Origin of the sequence: Streptomyces sp. NBC_00554, assembly GCF_041431135.1 — a bacterium.
Classification (GTDB): domain Bacteria; phylum Actinomycetota; class Actinomycetes; order Streptomycetales; family Streptomycetaceae; genus Streptomyces.
Genome location: NZ_CP107799.1, coordinates 6842911 through 6858416 on the forward strand (window position 1 = coordinate 6842911; position 15506 = coordinate 6858416).

The window sequence follows — 15506 nt, forward strand, 5'->3', positions numbered from 1 at the left end:
TGCGCACGCTCAGGCCGCGCGCACCTCGTACACCGCCACCGAGACCTCCGGATCGTCCAGGCACCGTCCCGACTCCAGGTCGAACCGCTGCTTCAGGAGGGGCGAGGCCACGAAGGCGTGGCCCTGGTGGGTGCCGAGGAGGCCGCGGGAGAGGACGGCCGCGCCGGTGAACGGGTCGCGGTTGTCGACGGCGTACGTGCGGCCCGCGCGGTCGCGGAACAGCGCCACCTGGCGGCCGTCGGGGAGGAGTGCGGCGACTCCGCGTCCGGGCAGCAGCAGGGTCAGGTCGCAGACCGTGAACCAGCTGGCGTCCAGGAGGAGTTGGACCTTGAGAGTGGTCGTCTCGGGCGCGAGGGTCATCGCTGGGCGCTTCCTTCCAGGGGGCGGGTGCCGATGGTCAGCAGCGGCAGGTCGGGCTTGATCTGGTCGCGCTCGGGGACGAAGCCGACGACCGGGTCGGGGGTGTCCGGGGCGTTCACGAAGGACACGAACCGGGCCAGCTTCTCGGGGTCGTTGATGGTCTCGGCCCATTCGTCGCGGTAGCCCGCCACATGTGCGGTCATCAGTGACTCCAGCTCCTCGCAGATGCCGAGCGAGTCCTCCACCACCACGTCGCGTACGTGGTCCAGGCCGCCCGGGATCCGCTCCAGCCAGGTGGAGGTGCGCTCCAGCCGGTCCGCCGTACGGATGTAGAACATCAGGAACCGGTCGATGAGACGGACGAGTTCGGCGTCGGAGAGGTCCTGCGCGAGGAGGTCGGCGTGGCGCGGGGTCGCGCCGCCGTTGCCGCCGACGTACAGGTTCCAGCCGCCGGCGGTGGCGATGATTCCGAAGTCCTTGGACTGGGCCTCGGCGCACTCGCGGGCGCACCCGGAGACGGCCGACTTGAGCTTGTGCGGGGACCGGAGCCCCCGGTATCGCAGCTCCAGGTCGATGGCCATGCGGACGGAGTCCTGGACGCCGTAGCGGCACCAGGTCTGGCCCACGCAGGACTTCACCGTGCGCAGCGACTTGCCGTATGCGTGGCCCGACTCGAAGCCCGCGTCCACCAACCTGGACCAGATCAGCGGGAGTTGCTCCACCCGCGCGCCGAACATGTCGATCCGCTGACCGCCGGTGATCTTGGTGTAGAGCCCGAAGTCCCGTGCCACCTCCCCGATCACGATCAGCTTCTCCGGGGTGATCTCGCCGCCGGGGATGCGCGGCACGATCGAATAGGAGCCGTTCTTCTGGAGGTTGGCGAGGAAGTGGTCGTTGGTGTCCTGGAGTGCGGCCTGCTCGCCCTCCAGGACGTAGCCGTCGGCGCCGATCGTCGGGGCGAGGGAGGCGATGATGGAGCCGACGGCGGGCTTGCAGATCTCGCAGCCGTCGCCGCCCCGGGCGCCCTCACGGCCGTAGCGGTCGAGGAGGACCTGGTGCGAGGTGATGCGGAGCGAGAGGACGATCTCGTACAGCTGCTCGCGGGTCTGCCCGAAGCAGCCGCACAGGCCGTGGTCGACCTCGACGCCGCTCGCTTCGAGTTCGTCGTTGACGAGCTGCCCGAGCACCTTCACACAACTGCCGCAGCCCGTACCGGCCTTGGTGCACTTCTTGACCTCGGGCACGGTGGTGCAGGAGTGCTCGGTGACCGCGCCGCGGATGGTGCCCTTGGTGACGTTGTGGCAGGAGCAGATGACGGCGGAGTCGGGGAGTGCGGAAGGGCCGAGTGCGACCGGGGCGCCCGCACCCGCCGGGAGGACCAGCTGCTCGGGGGCGATCGGCGGGACCGATCCCGTGAAGGCGCGCAGGGTGCCGTACGCGTCGGCGTCGCCGACCAGGATCCCGCCGAGCAGTTCGCCGCCGCGGCCGATGACCAGCTTCTTGTACGTGCCGGAGCGTGAGTCGGAGTAGACGACGTCGAGGCAGTCCGCGGTGGCGCCGTGCGCGTCGCCGAAGGACGCGACGTCGACGCCGAGGAGCTTGAGCTTGGTGGAGAGGTCGGCGCCGGTGAAGCTCGCCTCGTCCGCGGCGATCGTGGCGGCGGCCGTCTCGGCCATCTCGTAGCCCGGTGCGACCAGCCCGTACACCCGGCCGTCCGACGCCAGCGCGCACTCGCCGATCGCGAACACCCGCGGGTCCGCGGTGCGGCACTGCTCGTCGACCTTGATGCCGCCGCGCTCGCCGACCGTGAGTCCGGTGTCGCGGGCCAGTTGGTCGCGAGGGCGCACACCGGCCGAGAACACCACCAGATCCGTGGCGAGTTGGGACCCGTCGGACAGCTTCATGCCGGACACGGCGCCGTCGTCGCCGACGACGATCTCCTGCGTACCCGTGCCCGTGTGCACGGACAGGCCCATGTCCTCGATGGTGCGCAGCAGCGCCGCGCCGCCGCCGTCGTCGACCTGGACCGGCATCAGACGCGGCGCGAACTCCACGATGTGCGTGGTCAGTCCGAGCCCCTTGAGCGCACCGGCCGCCTCGAGTCCGAGAAGCCCGCCGCCCACGACGGCACCCGTGGTGGCGCGCGCCTTCGCGTACTCCTCGATCGCGAGGAGGTCCTCGATCGTGCGGTAGACGAAGCAGCCCTCGGCGTCCTTGCCCGGGACGGGCGGGACGAAGGGGTAGGAGCCGGTGGCCAGGACGAGCGTGTCGTACGCGATCACCAGGCCGGAGCGGGCCGTTACCGTCCGCGCCTGACGGTCGATCGTCTCGGCCGGGTCGCCGAGGTGCAGCTCGATGCCGTGCTCCGCGATGAACTCCGCGTCCGTGAGGGAGAGTTCGTCCGGGGTGCGGCCCGAGAAGTACGAGGTGAGCTGGACCCGGTCATAGGCCGGGCGGGGCTCCTCGCACAGCACGACCACGCGGTGTGTGGCGGTCAGGCCGCGCTCGGCGAGCGCCTCCAGGAAGCGCTGGCCGACCATGCCGTGACCCACGAGCACGATCGTGTGCGCGGACCCGTTCCCGTCGGTGGCGATCGCCGCCTTCGTCGTGTCCGTGTGCATCAGGAGCCTCCGTCGTTGGTGAGCAGGTGGAGCAGCGGTGCGCCGTCCGCGGGCAGCGGTTCGGCGCCCTCCCAGGCACGGGCGAGCGCGCCGACGGTGCCGAGTTCGCCGACGAGTACGCCGCCGACGACACGGTCGTCGCGGACGACGACCTTGCGGTAGGTGCCGCGAGTGGCATCGGCGAGCTGGACGACGTCGTCGCCCGGGCGGGGGTCTGGCTCGCCGAACGCGGCGAGGTCGAGGAATTCGGGTCCGGCCAGCGTGAGCCGGGTGACCGCGCGCGTGCCCGTGTAGCGGACGCCCGCGTCACCGGCGATCAACTCCGCCAGTGCGTCGGCCTGTTCGAGCGCGGGTGTCGCAAGGCCGTACACCGTGCCCGAGTGCTGCGCGCAGTCCCCGATGGCCCGGATGTGCGGGTCGGACGTACGCAGCTCGTCGTCGACGAGGACACCCTTGTGCACGGCGAGCCCCGCGTCCTGGGCGAGGCCCACGCGGGGGTGCACCCCGCAGGCGAGGACGACGAGGTCGGCGTCGAGGGCGTATCCGTCGGCCATCTCGACCGAGCGGACCGCGCCGCCGACGCAGCGCACATCGCGCACCCGGCACTCGGTGTGCACCTCGACGCCGAGGTCCGTGAGGTGCCGGCGGACCAGCCGGGACGCGGACGGGTCGAGCTGGCGCTCCATGAGCCGCTCGCCCTGCTGGGCCAGCACCACCTGGGCGCCGCGCACCGCCAGCGCGCGGGCGGCCGAGACACCGAGGAGACCGCCGCCGATGACGACCGCGCGAGCCCCTCGCCGTACGGCCTTCGACAGGCTCAGGCAGTCGTCCATGGTGCGGAACGCGTGCACGCCCTCGGGGAGTTCGCGCCGGCCGGTCGCGGCATCGGTCGCGAACAGGCCGCGCAGGGGCGGGAGTACGGGGTTCGAGCCGGTCGCGAGGACCAGCGTGTCGTATGCGATCGCCGAGCCGTCGGCGCACTCCAGGGTGCGCGCGGCACGGTCGATGCCGGTGACCCGGGCGCGGGTCAGCCCGGCCGGCGCGGGGAGGGCGATCACCTCGGGGGCGTACCGCCCGGCGAGGACCTCGGCGAGCAGGACGCGGTTGTACGGGCGGTGCTCCTCCTCGCCGACGAGCGTGACGGAGACGGCGGGCGCGCCGGGAGTGCCCAGCTCACCCAGCCGCCGGGCGAGCCGTACGCCCGCCAGCCCGGCGCCGATCACCACCACACGCGTATTCGAGGTCATGACCGCAGCGTGCGGTGCCGGTGTTACCCGGCCGCATCACCGTTGTTTCCCGGGAGGAACGCTGCCCTCAGCGGGGGCGCGGTCCGGATGTGAGGATTCGGCGGACCCTCGGTCCTGACCTCGGATGACCAGGCCGTACGGGCGGCTCCCACCTGCCGAACCTCAGAAGACCCTCAAGGTTCGCGGGATTCATGGACTGCGCATCTATCTCGTCCATAAGGTCGCGATCATGCCCGACATATCGCTGACCATGGTCGCCCTGCTCTGTACAGCCGCGCTCGCGGCGGGCTGGATCGACGCGGTGGTGGGCGGCGGCGGGCTGCTCCTGCTCCCCGCACTGCTGCTCGGCCTGCCGCCCGGTACGTCCGCCGCGTACGCGCTGGGTACCAACAAGGCGGTGGCGATCGTCGGCACGACGGGTGCGGCGGTGACGTACGCGCGCAAGGCGCCGGTGGACGTGGGCCTGGCCGTAAAGATCGGGCTCGCGGCGCTCGCGGGTTCGACCGGGGGTGCGTTCGTCGCGGCGGGCCTGAGCACCGAGGTGCTGAAGCCGGTCGTCATGGTCGTCCTGCTGGGCGTCGGGGTCTTCGTGATCCTCAAGCCCGCCTTCGGCACGGCGCCCTCGACCGCTCCGGTCTCCCCGCGCCGGATCCTCGCCGCGATCGGACTCGCGGGCCTCGGCATCGGCTTCTACGACGGGCTCATCGGCCCCGGCACCGGTACGTTCCTGGTGCTCGCCCTCACCGCGCTCCTCCACCTCGACCTGGTGACCGCCTCCGCCACCGCCAAGATCGTCAACTGCTGCACCAACGCCGGCGCCCTCGCGACCTTCGCCTGGAAAGGCACGGTCCACTGGCAGCTGGCCGCGCTGATGGCCGTGTTCAACCTGGCGGGCGGGATGGTCGGGGCGCACACGGCGCTGAAGAAGGGGAGCGGGTTCGTACGGGTGGTGCTGCTGACCGTGGTGTTCGCGTTGGTGGCGAATATGGGGTATCAGCAGTGGGTTGCGTAGTGGCGGCGGAGCATCACTTCTTCAGCGTGATGGTGGATTCCCAGGCATCGCCGAACGCGTACGTTGTCCCGTCGGAGAACTGCCCGCTCTCCGTAGCCACGCCCTCGAGGCTGAGCTTCTCGCCCGGTGCGGACGACTGAAGGATGTTGCACACCTGCGGGACGGCGTTGACCGCGGTGTTCTTGACGTGGGTTATGACGTCACCGGCGGCTACGCCCTCGCTGGCCGGAGAGTTGCTGTCCACGCTCTTCACGTAGAGACCGTCGATCTCCTTGTTGAGGAGACGCTTCTGAATCGCGTTCGCATCGGCCTGGTCGTTCTCGGAGAAGTAGTAGGCGAAGTTGGGGTCGGAAACCGAGACCAGTCCCTGCCATCCGGGATTGTTCTGGCCCTTTCCCTCGGCGAGGCCCTGGAGATGGGGCTGGGCGTGCTTGCTGCTGATGGAGTAGTACTGGCCCTCGGTGCCCGAGAGGCTGAACGAGTTGATTCCGACGAGTTCCGCGTTGTCATTGAGCAACGGGCCTCCGGAATTGCCCGCGTTGAGCGTTGCCGAATGCTGGACGGTGGACGGCAGATCGGGCGAGGAGGAGAAGCCCGTCGCGGCGACGTCGGGCGACTGGACCACGCCGGTGGTGAGCACGGCTTTCTGCTGACTGGCGTCGCCGGCCGCCTCCGGATAGCCGATCGCCGTCACTTCGTCACCCTGCCCGAGTTCGCCGCTGTCGCCGAACTCGACCTGTTTCAGGTCCTCTTGCGGTGTGGAGAGTTTCACGACCGCCAGGTCCTCGCAGGGATCGCTGGCCATCAGCCGAACCGGCACGGGCCCACCGTCCGCGATGCGGACCTGGAGGGCGGTCTGGCCAGCGACCACGTGGGCATTGGTGAGGATGAGACCTTGTTCGGCGTCGTAGATGATCCCCGTACCACTCGACTCGTTACCGAGTACCTGAACGGTCGCGGGCGCCACCCGATCGAAGATCTCATCCGGAGACATGTCGTCGGCTCTTGCCTCTGTCGCGGTTGTCGCCGTGATACCGCCACTCAAAGCGATGGCTGACACGGCAGTGACGACCATTCTGGCAATCGGCCACATCAGGGCCTCCTAGCTCCCGGCCGAGGCGCCAACACTCAGGCCAGGGAAAAGAATCTGCCCTTTTTCAGCGTAATGCCGCCACCGACCTCTGTCGCGGCGAGAGACCCCCGCCGGTCAGCCGTCGCGGCTGCCCGTCAGATGGGCGAAGACGACCACGTTCCCCTGGTATCCCGTCGACTTCGAGTACCCGCCGCCGCAGGTGATGACGCGCAGCTCGGGTCGGTGTGCGGCGCCGTACACCTTCTCGTCGGGGAAGTCGTGGGCGTCGTACACCTCGACGGCGTCCACGGTGAAGACGGCCGTACTGCTGTCACGGCGCTCCACCTCGATGTTGCTGCCCTTCTTGAGGGCGCCGAGGTCGTAGAAGACGGCGGGGCCCTTGGCGTTGTCGACGTGTCCGGCGACGATGGCGGTGCCCTGCTCACCGGGGGTGGTGCCCGCCTCGTACCAGCCGGCGAGGTTCTTCTTCGCGGCGGGCGGGACGTCCAGGCTGCCCTGCGGGGTGAGGCCGAGGCCCATCAGGGGGGCGTTCACCTGGATCGAGGGGATGCGGATGCGGTCGGGCGGGGAGTGCGGAAGCGCGGGGGCCGCGGGTGACTCCTCCATGGGCCGGTCGGTGCTGGCCTGCGCGGCCGACGGCTGGGGCGGCGCATGCGTCTCGGCGCCGCTGCGCAGCAGCCAGGCGCCGGAGCAGAGGGCGACGACGGTGACGGAGGCTATGGCGATGTTGCCGGCCTTGCCGACCTTGCTGACGTTGCTGAACCGGCGCACGCGGGCCTCCTCTCTGGGTCCGGTTCTGGTCTGGGTTCGGTTGTGTACGGGTCCGGTTGTGTACGGGGTGGGTTGTGTACGGGCCCGGTGTGCAGGGGGTCGATCTGTTTCGGGTCCCCTTCCCCCTCCGGGCCGCGAGGGGCGTCGGGCCACGGAGGGGGAGGGGACTGCGGTACCGGCGGACGGACAGCGGAGGGTGTCCGTCAGATCCCGTCGCCTCTCGCCCGGCGATGCAGGAGCCAGGTACCGCCCGCGGCTGCGACGGCCAGGGCCGCCACTCCTGCCGCGGTCTGCACGGGGTCGGGGCCGAGTGCGCCGCCGACCCCCGTCTTCACATGTCCGCGCGGATGGATCTGCTCGCGCGTGGAGGTCAGGGTCACCATCAGGTCGCCCGTGACCTGCCGGCCGCCGGCGCACTTCGCGACGATCTCGTACGTCCCCGGCTGCGCGCTCGGCGGCACCCGGAACTGCCCGATCACGTCCTGCTCGTGCGCGCTGGGGGCCAGCGTGAACGAGCCCGCGCCCACCGCGCTTGCGTCGCCCGCGGCGGTGCCGTCCGCACCGCACGCCGACGTGTTCACCGTGACGTCACCGCCGGGCACGACGGTGGACGGGTACACCTCGAGGCTGCCGGCGTCCCCGCTGTACGCGGGCGCCGCGGCGAGGCCCGCGGCGGCGACGGCGAGCGCGGTACCGGTCACCAGACGGGCTGTGCGTCGCATGGTTGCTTGCTCCTCCGAGGGGGCGCGGCCGGCGACACCCCCAAGCGCCGCTGGATCGGTCGTGCCCCTGCCCTTCCGAGGTAAGTGGCACATGGCCGGGCGCGCTTCCTGATGACACGTCAGAAATGATGTGAACGGGTGTCAGACGGGAGCGCCGGGAGGGTTGGATCGGCGGCATTCCGGCAGGTCACCGGGGTGTGGGTGGTGCGTCGCGGAAAAGAACCCGAAGGGTGTGGGGTGGGGGTGTGAACGGGTGATCGGGGGTGGAGGGGTGGTGGGGTCAGGGCGGGGGCGCCCGGCCGGGCGAGGTGACGTCGGCCGGAGTCCGGTGGTGGCGGCGTCCGCGGGGCGCGGCCCGCGCGGGCGTCTGCGGCCTATGCCGTCGGCGCCGCTCGCGCTGCCCGTACCGCTCGCGCTGCTCGTGCCGCTCACGCCGCCTGCGCTGCTCATGCTGCCCGTACCGCTCATGCCGCTCACGCCGTCCGCGCCGCCCCTCCCGTACCACCGCCCGCCCCACCCATGCCGCCCGCAGTGCCGGCTTGACCTCGACAAAGGTTGAGGTATGAGGCTGTGCGTCATGAAGACAGCCACAGCTGATTCCACCGCCACCGCTCCCGCCGCTGCCGACACCGCCCCTGGCAGCGCCCCCGCCCCTCTTCCGGAACCCGACCCCCCTGTACGTCTCACCCTCGTCGTAGGCAGCAACCGCGAGGGCCGATTCGGTCCCGTCGTGGCCGACTGGCTGCTCAGCCGGATCCGTGAGCGCGACGACTTCCTCCCCGAGGTCGTCGATGTCGCCTCGGTCCATCTCCCCACGACGTTCTCCGCGAGCTCCGAGGCGGCCGCCGAGCTGGCCAAGGTGACCCCGGCCCTCGCCGCCGCCGACGCGTTCGTCGTGCTCACGCCCGAGTACAACCACTCCTTCCCCGCGGGCCTCAAGAACCTGATCGACTGGCACTACACCGAGTGGCGCGCCAAGCCCGTGGCCCTCGTCTCCTACGGCGGCCTCGCCGGAGGCCTCCGTGCCGCCGAACACCTCCGCCAGGTCTTCGCCGAACTCCATGCCGTCACGGTGCGCGACACGGTGTCCTTCCACGGCGCGGGCGCCTCGTTCGACGAGGAGGGGAAGCCTCGGGACACCGCGGGCCCGGCGGCGGCAGCCGATGTGATGCTGGATCAGCTTGCCTGGTGGGCAAGGGCGTTGAGGGAGGCGAAGGAGAAGAACCCGTACGTCGGGTGAGGCGCCCTCGCGTCAGTCATCGGGGAGGTACTCCCAAGTTCCGTTGGAAGAACCGCACTTGGTGCCACAGCAGTTCCTCGGTGATCGGCGTGCCCATCGCCTGATGCCCGACACCGGGCAGGAGCAGCAGCTCGTGCGGGCGCCCGGCGGCCAGCAGGGCGCTGGACAGGCGCAGGGTGTTGGCCGGGTGGACGTTGGTGTCGGCGAGGCCGTGCATCAGGAGCAGCGGCCGGGTGAGCCGGGGCGCGGCGCGCAGCAGCGAGTTGGTCTCGTACCGTGCCGGGAACTCGTCGGGATGGCCGAGGAACCGTTCGCGCCAGTGGGCGTGGTAGAGCCGCTGGTCGGTGACGCCCGCCCCGGCGACCGCGGCGTGGAAGACGTCCGGGCGGCGCAGTACGGCGAGCGCGGCGAGGGCGCCGCCGAAGGACCAGCCGCGGATACCGACGCGGCCCGGGTCGAGGTCGGCGTGGAGCCGGGCGGCCTCGTGCAGCGCGGCCACCTGGTCCTCGAGCACCGGCCCGAACAGGTCGCCGTGGACCTCGCGTTCCCAGTCGGGCCCGCGCCCCGGAGTGCCGCGCCCGTCGGTCACCAGGACTGCGAAGCCCTGCTCGGCGAACCACTGCGCCACGAGCGACCGCCACTCCAGTTCGGCGGTGACCCGCTGTCTGCCCGCCCCGCCGTACGGGTCGAGGAGGACCGGCAGCCGCCCGCTGCCCGGCCGGTGCCAGGACGGGAGATGGAGTACGGCGCGCAGTTCGCGGGGTCCGAGCACGAGCCGCGTCGCGTCTACGTCGAGCACCGGCCGCTCGGCCAACGAGTCGATGGGGAGGGCCGGTTGGCCCTCCCGCAGTACAGCGGTCCGCCCGCCCGGCCGGTCCGCGCACCGGGCGACCCGGACCAGGGTCCCGCCGTGGCGCACACCGGAGTGCACCCCTGGCTCGACGCTCAGCCGCCGCAGGCCGCCGGCGGCCGGGTACGTCCACAGGTGGGTCTCGGCCGGATCTTCGGACGCGGTGAACAGCAGGTCGTCGCCCTCGATGCCGAGCACGGCCCGCAGCTGAAGCCGGGGTGGTGTGACGGTCGTTCCGTCCACGGTCAGATACCTGGTGCCGCGCAGATCGGCGTGTGCGACGACGGCGCCGGAGCCGGTGCGCGCGGGCAGGCCGCGGATCAGCTGCACCCAGCGCTCGTCGCGCTGTTCGTTCAGCACTCTCGTCCGGCCGCGGACCGGGTCGATCCCGAGGAAGCGGACCGTACGCTGGTCACGGGACTGCACGACGGCGTACGGGCCGTGCGCGTCCCACCCGGCGCCCACCACGTACTCGAACGCCCGCCGGTCCCAGCGCACTTCGGTCCGTGACCCGCCCTCGGCCCCCGCGATCCACAGCGTCACCTCGGCGTTGGCCCTCCCGGCCGCCGCGTAGCGCACGGCGCGCGGAGGCCTGGCGGGCTCGGCCGGGTCGGTGATGTGCCAGAGCTCGACCGCCGCGGAATCCGTGCGCGCGACCAGCAGCCGTTCGCCGTCCGGCGCCCACCAGTACCCGCGCGGACCGTCCGTCGACGTGGCGCCCGTGTGCTCACCGACCCCGTAGGTGAGATCCGGCCCGTCGGGCGTCAGGACCGCCCGGTCACCGGTCCCGTCGGCCTCGGTCATCCGCAGGGCGCCGCCGCGTACGTATGCGATCCGTCGTCCGGTGGGATCGGGCCGGGGGTCGGTCACCGGACCCTCGACGGGTGCCCGCCGGGCCCGGCCGCCGCCGGTGTCCACCGTCCACAACCCACCGGCCAGTGAGAAGGCGACCAGCCCGGCGGCGGCCCGGTCGGTGGCATAGGCCTCGATCCCGATCGCCTGCCCGGGCGCGTCGACCAGCTTCGCGGGATCCGCGAGCAGCCGCTCCGTCCCGGAGGCGAGGTCCAGCGCCCACAGACAGGCGACGGGATCGTCACCCGCGCGACTGCGCAGGAACAGCACGGCCGATCCGTCCGGCGTCACCGTGAACCGTTCGGGGACGCCGAGCTCGAAGCGTCGCGTGCGGACGAGTTGGCCGGGCAGGGAGATCGTCGCCATGCCTGGCTTCCTGCCCCGGCCCAACCGACTCAAACAGGTGTTCGAAATGATGGCCGTCCGGGGGTGTTGCCAAGTGCACCGTCGGCCGGGTGGGCAGGGCCATGGTGAGGCGTCGAGGGCGTTCATAGTGTCGTCGGCATGGCTGATGACGGACGTAACGACAGCACGGACAACACAATGAGCACGGCCCCGGAATCCGCGGGGCTCTCGCGGAGGCGCGCGCTGTGGGGGCTGGCGGCGGGCGGTTCCGCGCTCGCCCTCGGCGCCGGTGCGGGGACGGCGAGGGCGGCCGGGGGACGCGGTAGCGGCAGGGTGAGTACGTACGTTCTGGTGCACGGCACGCACAGTGCCGGTGCCTTCTGGAGCGCGATCGGCAGGGAGCTGGCGCTGCGCGGGCACCGTGTCGTCGCGGTGGACCAACCGCTGCACGGCGCCGAGGAGTTCGTGCCGCAGGCGTACCAGACGCAGGACCCGGCTGCCCTCGCGACGGAACCCTCACCGGTCGCCGCGCTCACGCTTGACGACTTCGAGCGGCGCGTCACCGATGCCGTACGCCGTGCCGCGCGGCTGGGCGGGCCCGTGGTGCTGGTCGGGCACAGCATGGGCGGTCTCTCGGTCAGCAGGGTCGCCGACGCCGTCCCCGAACTCCTCGCGCACATCTGTTACATGGCCGCCTTCTGCCCGAGCCGCAGCATGCCGTCCCTGAACGACTGTGCGGCCTCGCCCGAAGGGCAGCACTCCATCAGTCCGCTGGAGCAGGTCATCGGGGACCCCGGGAAACTGGGTGTGCTGCGGCTCAACTGGCGTACCAGCAGCCGTCGTGACCTCGCGGTGTTCAAGGAGATGATCTGCGCGGACCGCACGGACGCCGAGTTCCTGCGGGTGCTGGGGGCATGCAGACGGACGAGTCGATGACGGCGTACGAGGGCCGGGCCGTCGGGCGGGCCGGCACCTGGGGGCGGATCCCCCGCACGTATCTGCGGTTCGGCAAGGACAGGACCATTGCCCCGGAGCTCCAGGACCGCATGATCGCGGAGGCCGACCAACTCACCCCGGGCAACCGCTTCACGGTCCACAACTTCCCCGGCGCCGGCCACCTCGGCCCCTCGGACCCGGCACGCGTGACGGACCTCCTGCACGGTCTGTCGCGGTAGCCGCCGGAGCTCAACTGCCGCTCGGGGGCCCGGATCACACTCCTGACGTCGTCCTATAGGCTCCCGTTCTCATGGAGACGGGGGACCCGGGCCACGGTCGGCGGCCGTGGCACGAGCGGTCGGGCAGGCATCGTACGACTGTGGCGCTGATCGCCGGAGCGGCCGGACTGGCCGTCCTGGGCGCCGTGTTCGTGCTCCTGCCGGGTGTGGTGGTCGACCACGATCTCGCCGGGGCGAGCGTCGACCCGAAGGACCGGCTGAGCGCGGTGAACTCCGTCCGTACGACACTTCTGCAGGTCGTCGGAGGCCTGGTCGTGCTGTTCGGGGCGTACGCCACGTGGCGGCAACTGCGGGTGAGCCAGGAGGGTTTGCGTGCCACGCAGGAGGGCTACGTCACCGACCGGTTCACCCGGGCGGTCGACCAACTCGGCAGCGACAAGCTGGATGTGCGTATCGGCGGGCTGCACGCGCTGTGGCGGATAGCGGAGCAGTCCGGCCGGGACCGCGAGGCCATCATCTCGATCCAGGCCGCGTATCTGCGTACGCATCTGCCGTGGCCGCCCACCGGACCGGAGTCACCCGCGGCGGACGCACCCATCAACGACGTGGCACCCCTCGAAACCCGCGCCGCCGACACTCAGGTGGCACTGACTGCGCTCGGCGTGCTGTGCCAACACCGGGAGAATTCCTGGGTCAACGTCAGCGCCACCGACCTGCGACGGGCCGACTGCGACGGGCTGTGGCTGCACGAGGTCAACCTCGACCGCGCCTGTATGGAGGCGGCGGGTCTCTACCACGCCAATCTGACCCAGGCGTCGCTGGTCTCGGTGAACCTGCGGCATGCCGACATGAAGACCGCGATTGTCCGCCGTGCCCGCTGCGTGCTGGCCGATCTGCGGGGTGCGCGGCTGGTCGAAACCGACCTGCGTGACGCCGACTTCACCGAGGCCGATCTGCGCGAGGCGAACCTGCGCAAGGCCGACGCCCGTGGCGCGGTCTTCCGCCGCGCCGATCTGCGCCTGGCCGACCTGCGCGGCACCGACCTGAGCACGGCCGACCTTGCCGAAGCACGCCTGACGGGCGCTCTGGCCAGCGAACACACCCGCTGGCCCACCGGCTTCGACCACTCGGCCGCCGGTGTCATCGACACCGAGGATCCGGGCCCCGAGCCCTCCCCGCTGCTCCAGCCGCCGGCGATGTCCGGGCAGAAACCGCCGCTGCGTTCCCTGGCGTGACCAGGTGCGCTGTCGTCCCTGAGCGGGGCAGTCAGTCGGCTGCCGCACGGGGTTGGCGTACGCCCCCCAGCCGCACAGCGTCCGCCTCCTGAGCCGCACGCTCCAGCCGAAGTCGACGCTCCTCCCGCGACGCCGCGTCGTCGGACGCCATGTCGTCGTTCCCGGGCCGGTGTCCCACAACCCCGTCGATGAGTTCCCGGATGATGTCGGCGTGCCCGGCGTGCCGGTCGGTCTCGGTGATCACGTGGACGAGCGTTCGGTGGAGCGTGACCGTCTTCCGCATCTCCTTCCGCATGTCCCCGGGCAGGCGGCCGAGCGCGTCGAGGGCCAGCGCGTCGATCGTCGCGTCCGAGTGGGCCCACACCCGGCGGTACCGCCCGACGATCTCCTCACGGGTCTCGTCGGCCGTCGCCCAGAGGTCCGAGTCCGGCTCGGCGTCGCTGCCGGGGACCCAGGGCGGGGTCGGCCCGCCGAACGGCCTGTCGTAGGTGTCCCCGAGGTACACGGCCTCGGCACCGGTCATGTGCTTGACCAGCCCCAGCAGGTTGGTGCCGGTCGGAGTCATCGGGCGGCGGATGTCGTACTCCGACAGCCCTTCGAGCTTCCAGAGCAGAGTGTCGCGAGCGTCCTGAAGATGGATGCGGAGGTCGTCCTTGGGGTCTGATCCGATCATGCGGTCAGTCTGCCGCTCGGGCGATCCGCGTTCACCACCTTTTTCGGTGCCTCGAACTGAGCCCGCTCGGCACGCTGTTGACGCTGCGCCCACCGGACGGCGAGCGGCGCCGCCAGACCCGTCAGGGCGAACAGTGCGCCTACGACGTACCAGCCGGGGCGGCCCCAGGTGATGCAGAGCGAGATGAGCAGGACCGGTCCGAGGGCTTCGGCCAGGCCGGCGCCCAGGCCGAACACGCCCAGGTACTGGCCGGTGGCGCGCTCCGGGGCGAGGGCGAAGGACACCTCGAACCCGGCGGCGGAATGCCACAGTTCGCCCACCGCGTGGATCACCACGGCGGCCAGAAGCAGGGTCGCGGCAGCCCATGCCGGTACCCCCGCGGCGAGTGAGATCAGTGAGCAGGAGACGAGAAAGGCCACACCCGACCGGCGGTAGGTGCCTCCGCCGGCCGTGGGGGAGTCGATGCCGCGGCTGGCCCGTACCTGGAACGCGATGACGATCACGGTGTTGACGAGCATGATGCCCGAGATGAGCCAGCGCGGGGCGGTGGTGGCCACGACCAGCCAGAGCGGCAGGGCCACGGTCAGCACCTTGAACTGGATGGCCATCACGCCGTCGAGGGCGGTGAGTAGGAGGTAGGGGCGGTCCCGCAGGGCGAGCCGGCGTGGGCCGCCGGCGGTGGCGGGGGCGGGCGCGACCGCGGGCAGGCGGACCAGGACGACCGCCGAGGCCGCGGTGGAGACCGCGATGCCGAGAACGAGAAGCTCGTAGGCGCTGTGCGTGCCGACCTGCACGGCCCAGCCCGCCAGCAGCGCGCCGAGGGAGATACCCACGTTGGTCACCGAACGGAGATAGGCCCGGAACTCCTGCGGCCGGTCACCTCCGTAGTGCCTGATGAGCGGGCTGCGCGCGGCAACTCCGGCCGCCTGCGCCCCAGTTGCCGCGCACACCGCCAGCGCGAACGGCCAGAAGCTGTCAGCCAGTACGAAGCAGCCGGTCGCCGCCGCTCGGACGACAAGGGTGGCCGCGTAGACGCCCCGCGCTCCGTACCTGTCCGCGAGGTGCCCCGCGCCGATGCCCAGGGTGAGCGAGACGAAACCGGCGATGCCGAGCCCCAGCCCCACTTGGGCTGCCGGGAGGTGAACCGACTGGGTGAAGTACAGGACTCCGGCGGTCAGGTAGAGGCCGCTGCCGATGGTGTAGACGAAGTTCGATGCGGCGAGGACGCGCTGAGGTCCGGCATCCGGCAGCAAGTTGGGCATGACGTGGCTCCGCGTCCGTGGCAGGCGGTAAGGGCCGGTCAAGCTTGT

13 protein-coding genes and 1 pseudogene are annotated in these 15506 nt (G+C 71.4%); 4 read left to right on the top strand and 10 right to left on the bottom strand.

All coding sequences use genetic code 11. The features are described 5' to 3' along the window. Positions 1-9: 9 nt before the first annotated feature. From nirD to OG266_RS30210, 3 genes are read right to left on the bottom strand one after another with little or no spacing between them, the layout of a single operon-like run. On the bottom strand, positions 10-360 hold the full coding sequence (gene nirD / locus OG266_RS30200; protein WP_266462787.1) for a nitrite reductase small subunit NirD: 351 nt from the start codon (positions 358-360) through the stop codon (positions 10-12). Next, positions 357-2981 carry a nitrite reductase large subunit NirB gene (gene nirB / locus OG266_RS30205; protein ID WP_371549427.1) on the bottom strand — a complete coding sequence of 875 codons (2625 nt, stop codon included), beginning with the start codon at positions 2979-2981 and terminating at the stop codon, positions 357-359. Before nirB ends, nirD begins: the two co-directional genes overlap by 4 nt. After that, on the bottom strand, positions 2981-4228 hold the full coding sequence (locus tag OG266_RS30210) for an FAD-dependent oxidoreductase (protein WP_329547717.1): 1248 nt from the start codon (positions 4226-4228) through the stop codon (positions 2981-2983). The genes nirB and OG266_RS30210 overlap by 1 nt, the downstream gene beginning before the upstream one ends. A gap of 229 nt (positions 4229-4457) precedes the next feature. Between OG266_RS30210 and OG266_RS30215 the strand changes: the two genes are divergently transcribed. Next, positions 4458-5240 carry a sulfite exporter TauE/SafE family protein gene (locus OG266_RS30215; RefSeq protein ID WP_329547718.1) on the top strand — a complete coding sequence of 261 codons (783 nt, stop codon included), beginning with the start codon at positions 4458-4460 and terminating at the stop codon, positions 5238-5240. A gap of 13 nt (positions 5241-5253) precedes the next feature. On the opposite strand, the gene OG266_RS30220 is transcribed toward OG266_RS30215, so the two are convergent. The 4 genes from OG266_RS30220 to OG266_RS30235 form a co-directional block, all read right to left on the bottom strand. After that, entirely contained in the window at positions 5254-6234 is a 981-nt protein-coding gene (locus OG266_RS30220) for a S1C family serine protease (RefSeq protein WP_266462799.1), read from the bottom strand. Between the two features lie 213 nt (positions 6235-6447). Continuing rightward, positions 6448-7104, bottom strand: a complete 657-nt coding sequence (locus OG266_RS30225) for a class F sortase (protein ID WP_371549430.1) — start codon at positions 7102-7104, stop codon at positions 6448-6450. Positions 7105-7307: 203 nt separating this feature from the next. Next, positions 7308-7826 (bottom strand): hypothetical protein, encoded by a 519-nt coding sequence (locus OG266_RS30230; RefSeq protein ID WP_371549432.1) that lies wholly within the window; start codon positions 7824-7826, stop codon positions 7308-7310. A gap of 280 nt (positions 7827-8106) precedes the next feature. Beyond that, positions 8107-8343, bottom strand: a complete 237-nt coding sequence (locus OG266_RS30235; protein ID WP_371549433.1) for a hypothetical protein — start codon at positions 8341-8343, stop codon at positions 8107-8109. Between the two features lie 60 nt (positions 8344-8403). Between OG266_RS30235 and OG266_RS30240 the strand changes: the two genes are divergently transcribed. Continuing rightward, entirely contained in the window at positions 8404-9066 is a 663-nt protein-coding gene (locus tag OG266_RS30240) for an NADPH-dependent FMN reductase (RefSeq protein ID WP_371549435.1), read from the top strand. Between the two features lie 16 nt (positions 9067-9082). Here the strand turns inward: OG266_RS30240 and OG266_RS30245 are convergent, their stop codons facing one another. Further along, positions 9083-11134 (bottom strand): prolyl oligopeptidase family serine peptidase, encoded by a 2052-nt coding sequence (locus tag OG266_RS30245; protein ID WP_371549437.1) that lies wholly within the window; start codon positions 11132-11134, stop codon positions 9083-9085. Positions 11135-11311: 177 nt separating this feature from the next. On the opposite strand from OG266_RS30245, the pseudogene OG266_RS30250 reads away from it, so the two are divergent. Next, positions 11312-12288, top strand: a pseudogene (locus tag OG266_RS30250) (alpha/beta hydrolase). A gap of 146 nt (positions 12289-12434) precedes the next feature. Continuing rightward, the gene (locus OG266_RS30255; protein ID WP_371553017.1) at positions 12435-13523 is read left to right on the top strand and encodes a pentapeptide repeat-containing protein; all 1089 of its coding nucleotides are present in this window, start codon (positions 12435-12437) and stop codon (positions 13521-13523) included. Between the two features lie 31 nt (positions 13524-13554). Here OG266_RS30255 and OG266_RS30260 read toward each other — a convergent pair whose 3' ends face one another. Together OG266_RS30260 and OG266_RS30265 are read right to left on the bottom strand one after the other, a co-directional pair. Next, a complete protein-coding gene (locus OG266_RS30260) occupies positions 13555-14196 on the bottom strand; it encodes a DinB family protein (protein ID WP_371549439.1) in 642 nt (213 codons plus the stop codon). Then, positions 14193-15458, bottom strand: a complete 1266-nt coding sequence (locus OG266_RS30265) for an MFS transporter (RefSeq protein WP_371549441.1) — start codon at positions 15456-15458, stop codon at positions 14193-14195. The genes OG266_RS30260 and OG266_RS30265 overlap by 4 nt, the downstream gene beginning before the upstream one ends. Positions 15459-15506 lie beyond the last annotated feature (48 nt).

Coding starts and splice junctions, on each gene's coding strand:
- nirD (WP_266462787.1), bottom strand. CDS start 360: ATGACCCTCGCGCCCGAGACGACCACTCTCAAGGTCCAACTCCTCCTG.
- nirB (WP_371549427.1), bottom strand. CDS start 2,981: ATGCACACGGACACGACGAAGGCGGCGATCGCCACCGACGGGAACGGG.
- OG266_RS30210 (WP_329547717.1), bottom strand. CDS start 4,228: ATGACCTCGAATACGCGTGTGGTGGTGATCGGCGCCGGGCTGGCGGGC.
- OG266_RS30215 (WP_329547718.1), top strand. CDS start 4,458: ATGCCCGACATATCGCTGACCATGGTCGCCCTGCTCTGTACAGCCGCG.
- OG266_RS30220 (WP_266462799.1), bottom strand. CDS start 6,234: ATGTCTCCGGATGAGATCTTCGATCGGGTGGCGCCCGCGACCGTTCAG.
- OG266_RS30230 (WP_371549432.1), bottom strand. CDS start 7,826: ATGCGACGCACAGCCCGTCTGGTGACCGGTACCGCGCTCGCCGTCGCC.
- OG266_RS30240 (WP_371549435.1), top strand. CDS start 8,404: ATGAAGACAGCCACAGCTGATTCCACCGCCACCGCTCCCGCCGCTGCC.
- OG266_RS30245 (WP_371549437.1), bottom strand. CDS start 11,134: ATGGCGACGATCTCCCTGCCCGGCCAACTCGTCCGCACGCGACGCTTC.
- OG266_RS30260 (WP_371549439.1), bottom strand. CDS start 14,196: ATGATCGGATCAGACCCCAAGGACGACCTCCGCATCCATCTTCAGGAC.
- OG266_RS30265 (WP_371549441.1), bottom strand. CDS start 15,458: ATGCCCAACTTGCTGCCGGATGCCGGACCTCAGCGCGTCCTCGCCGCA.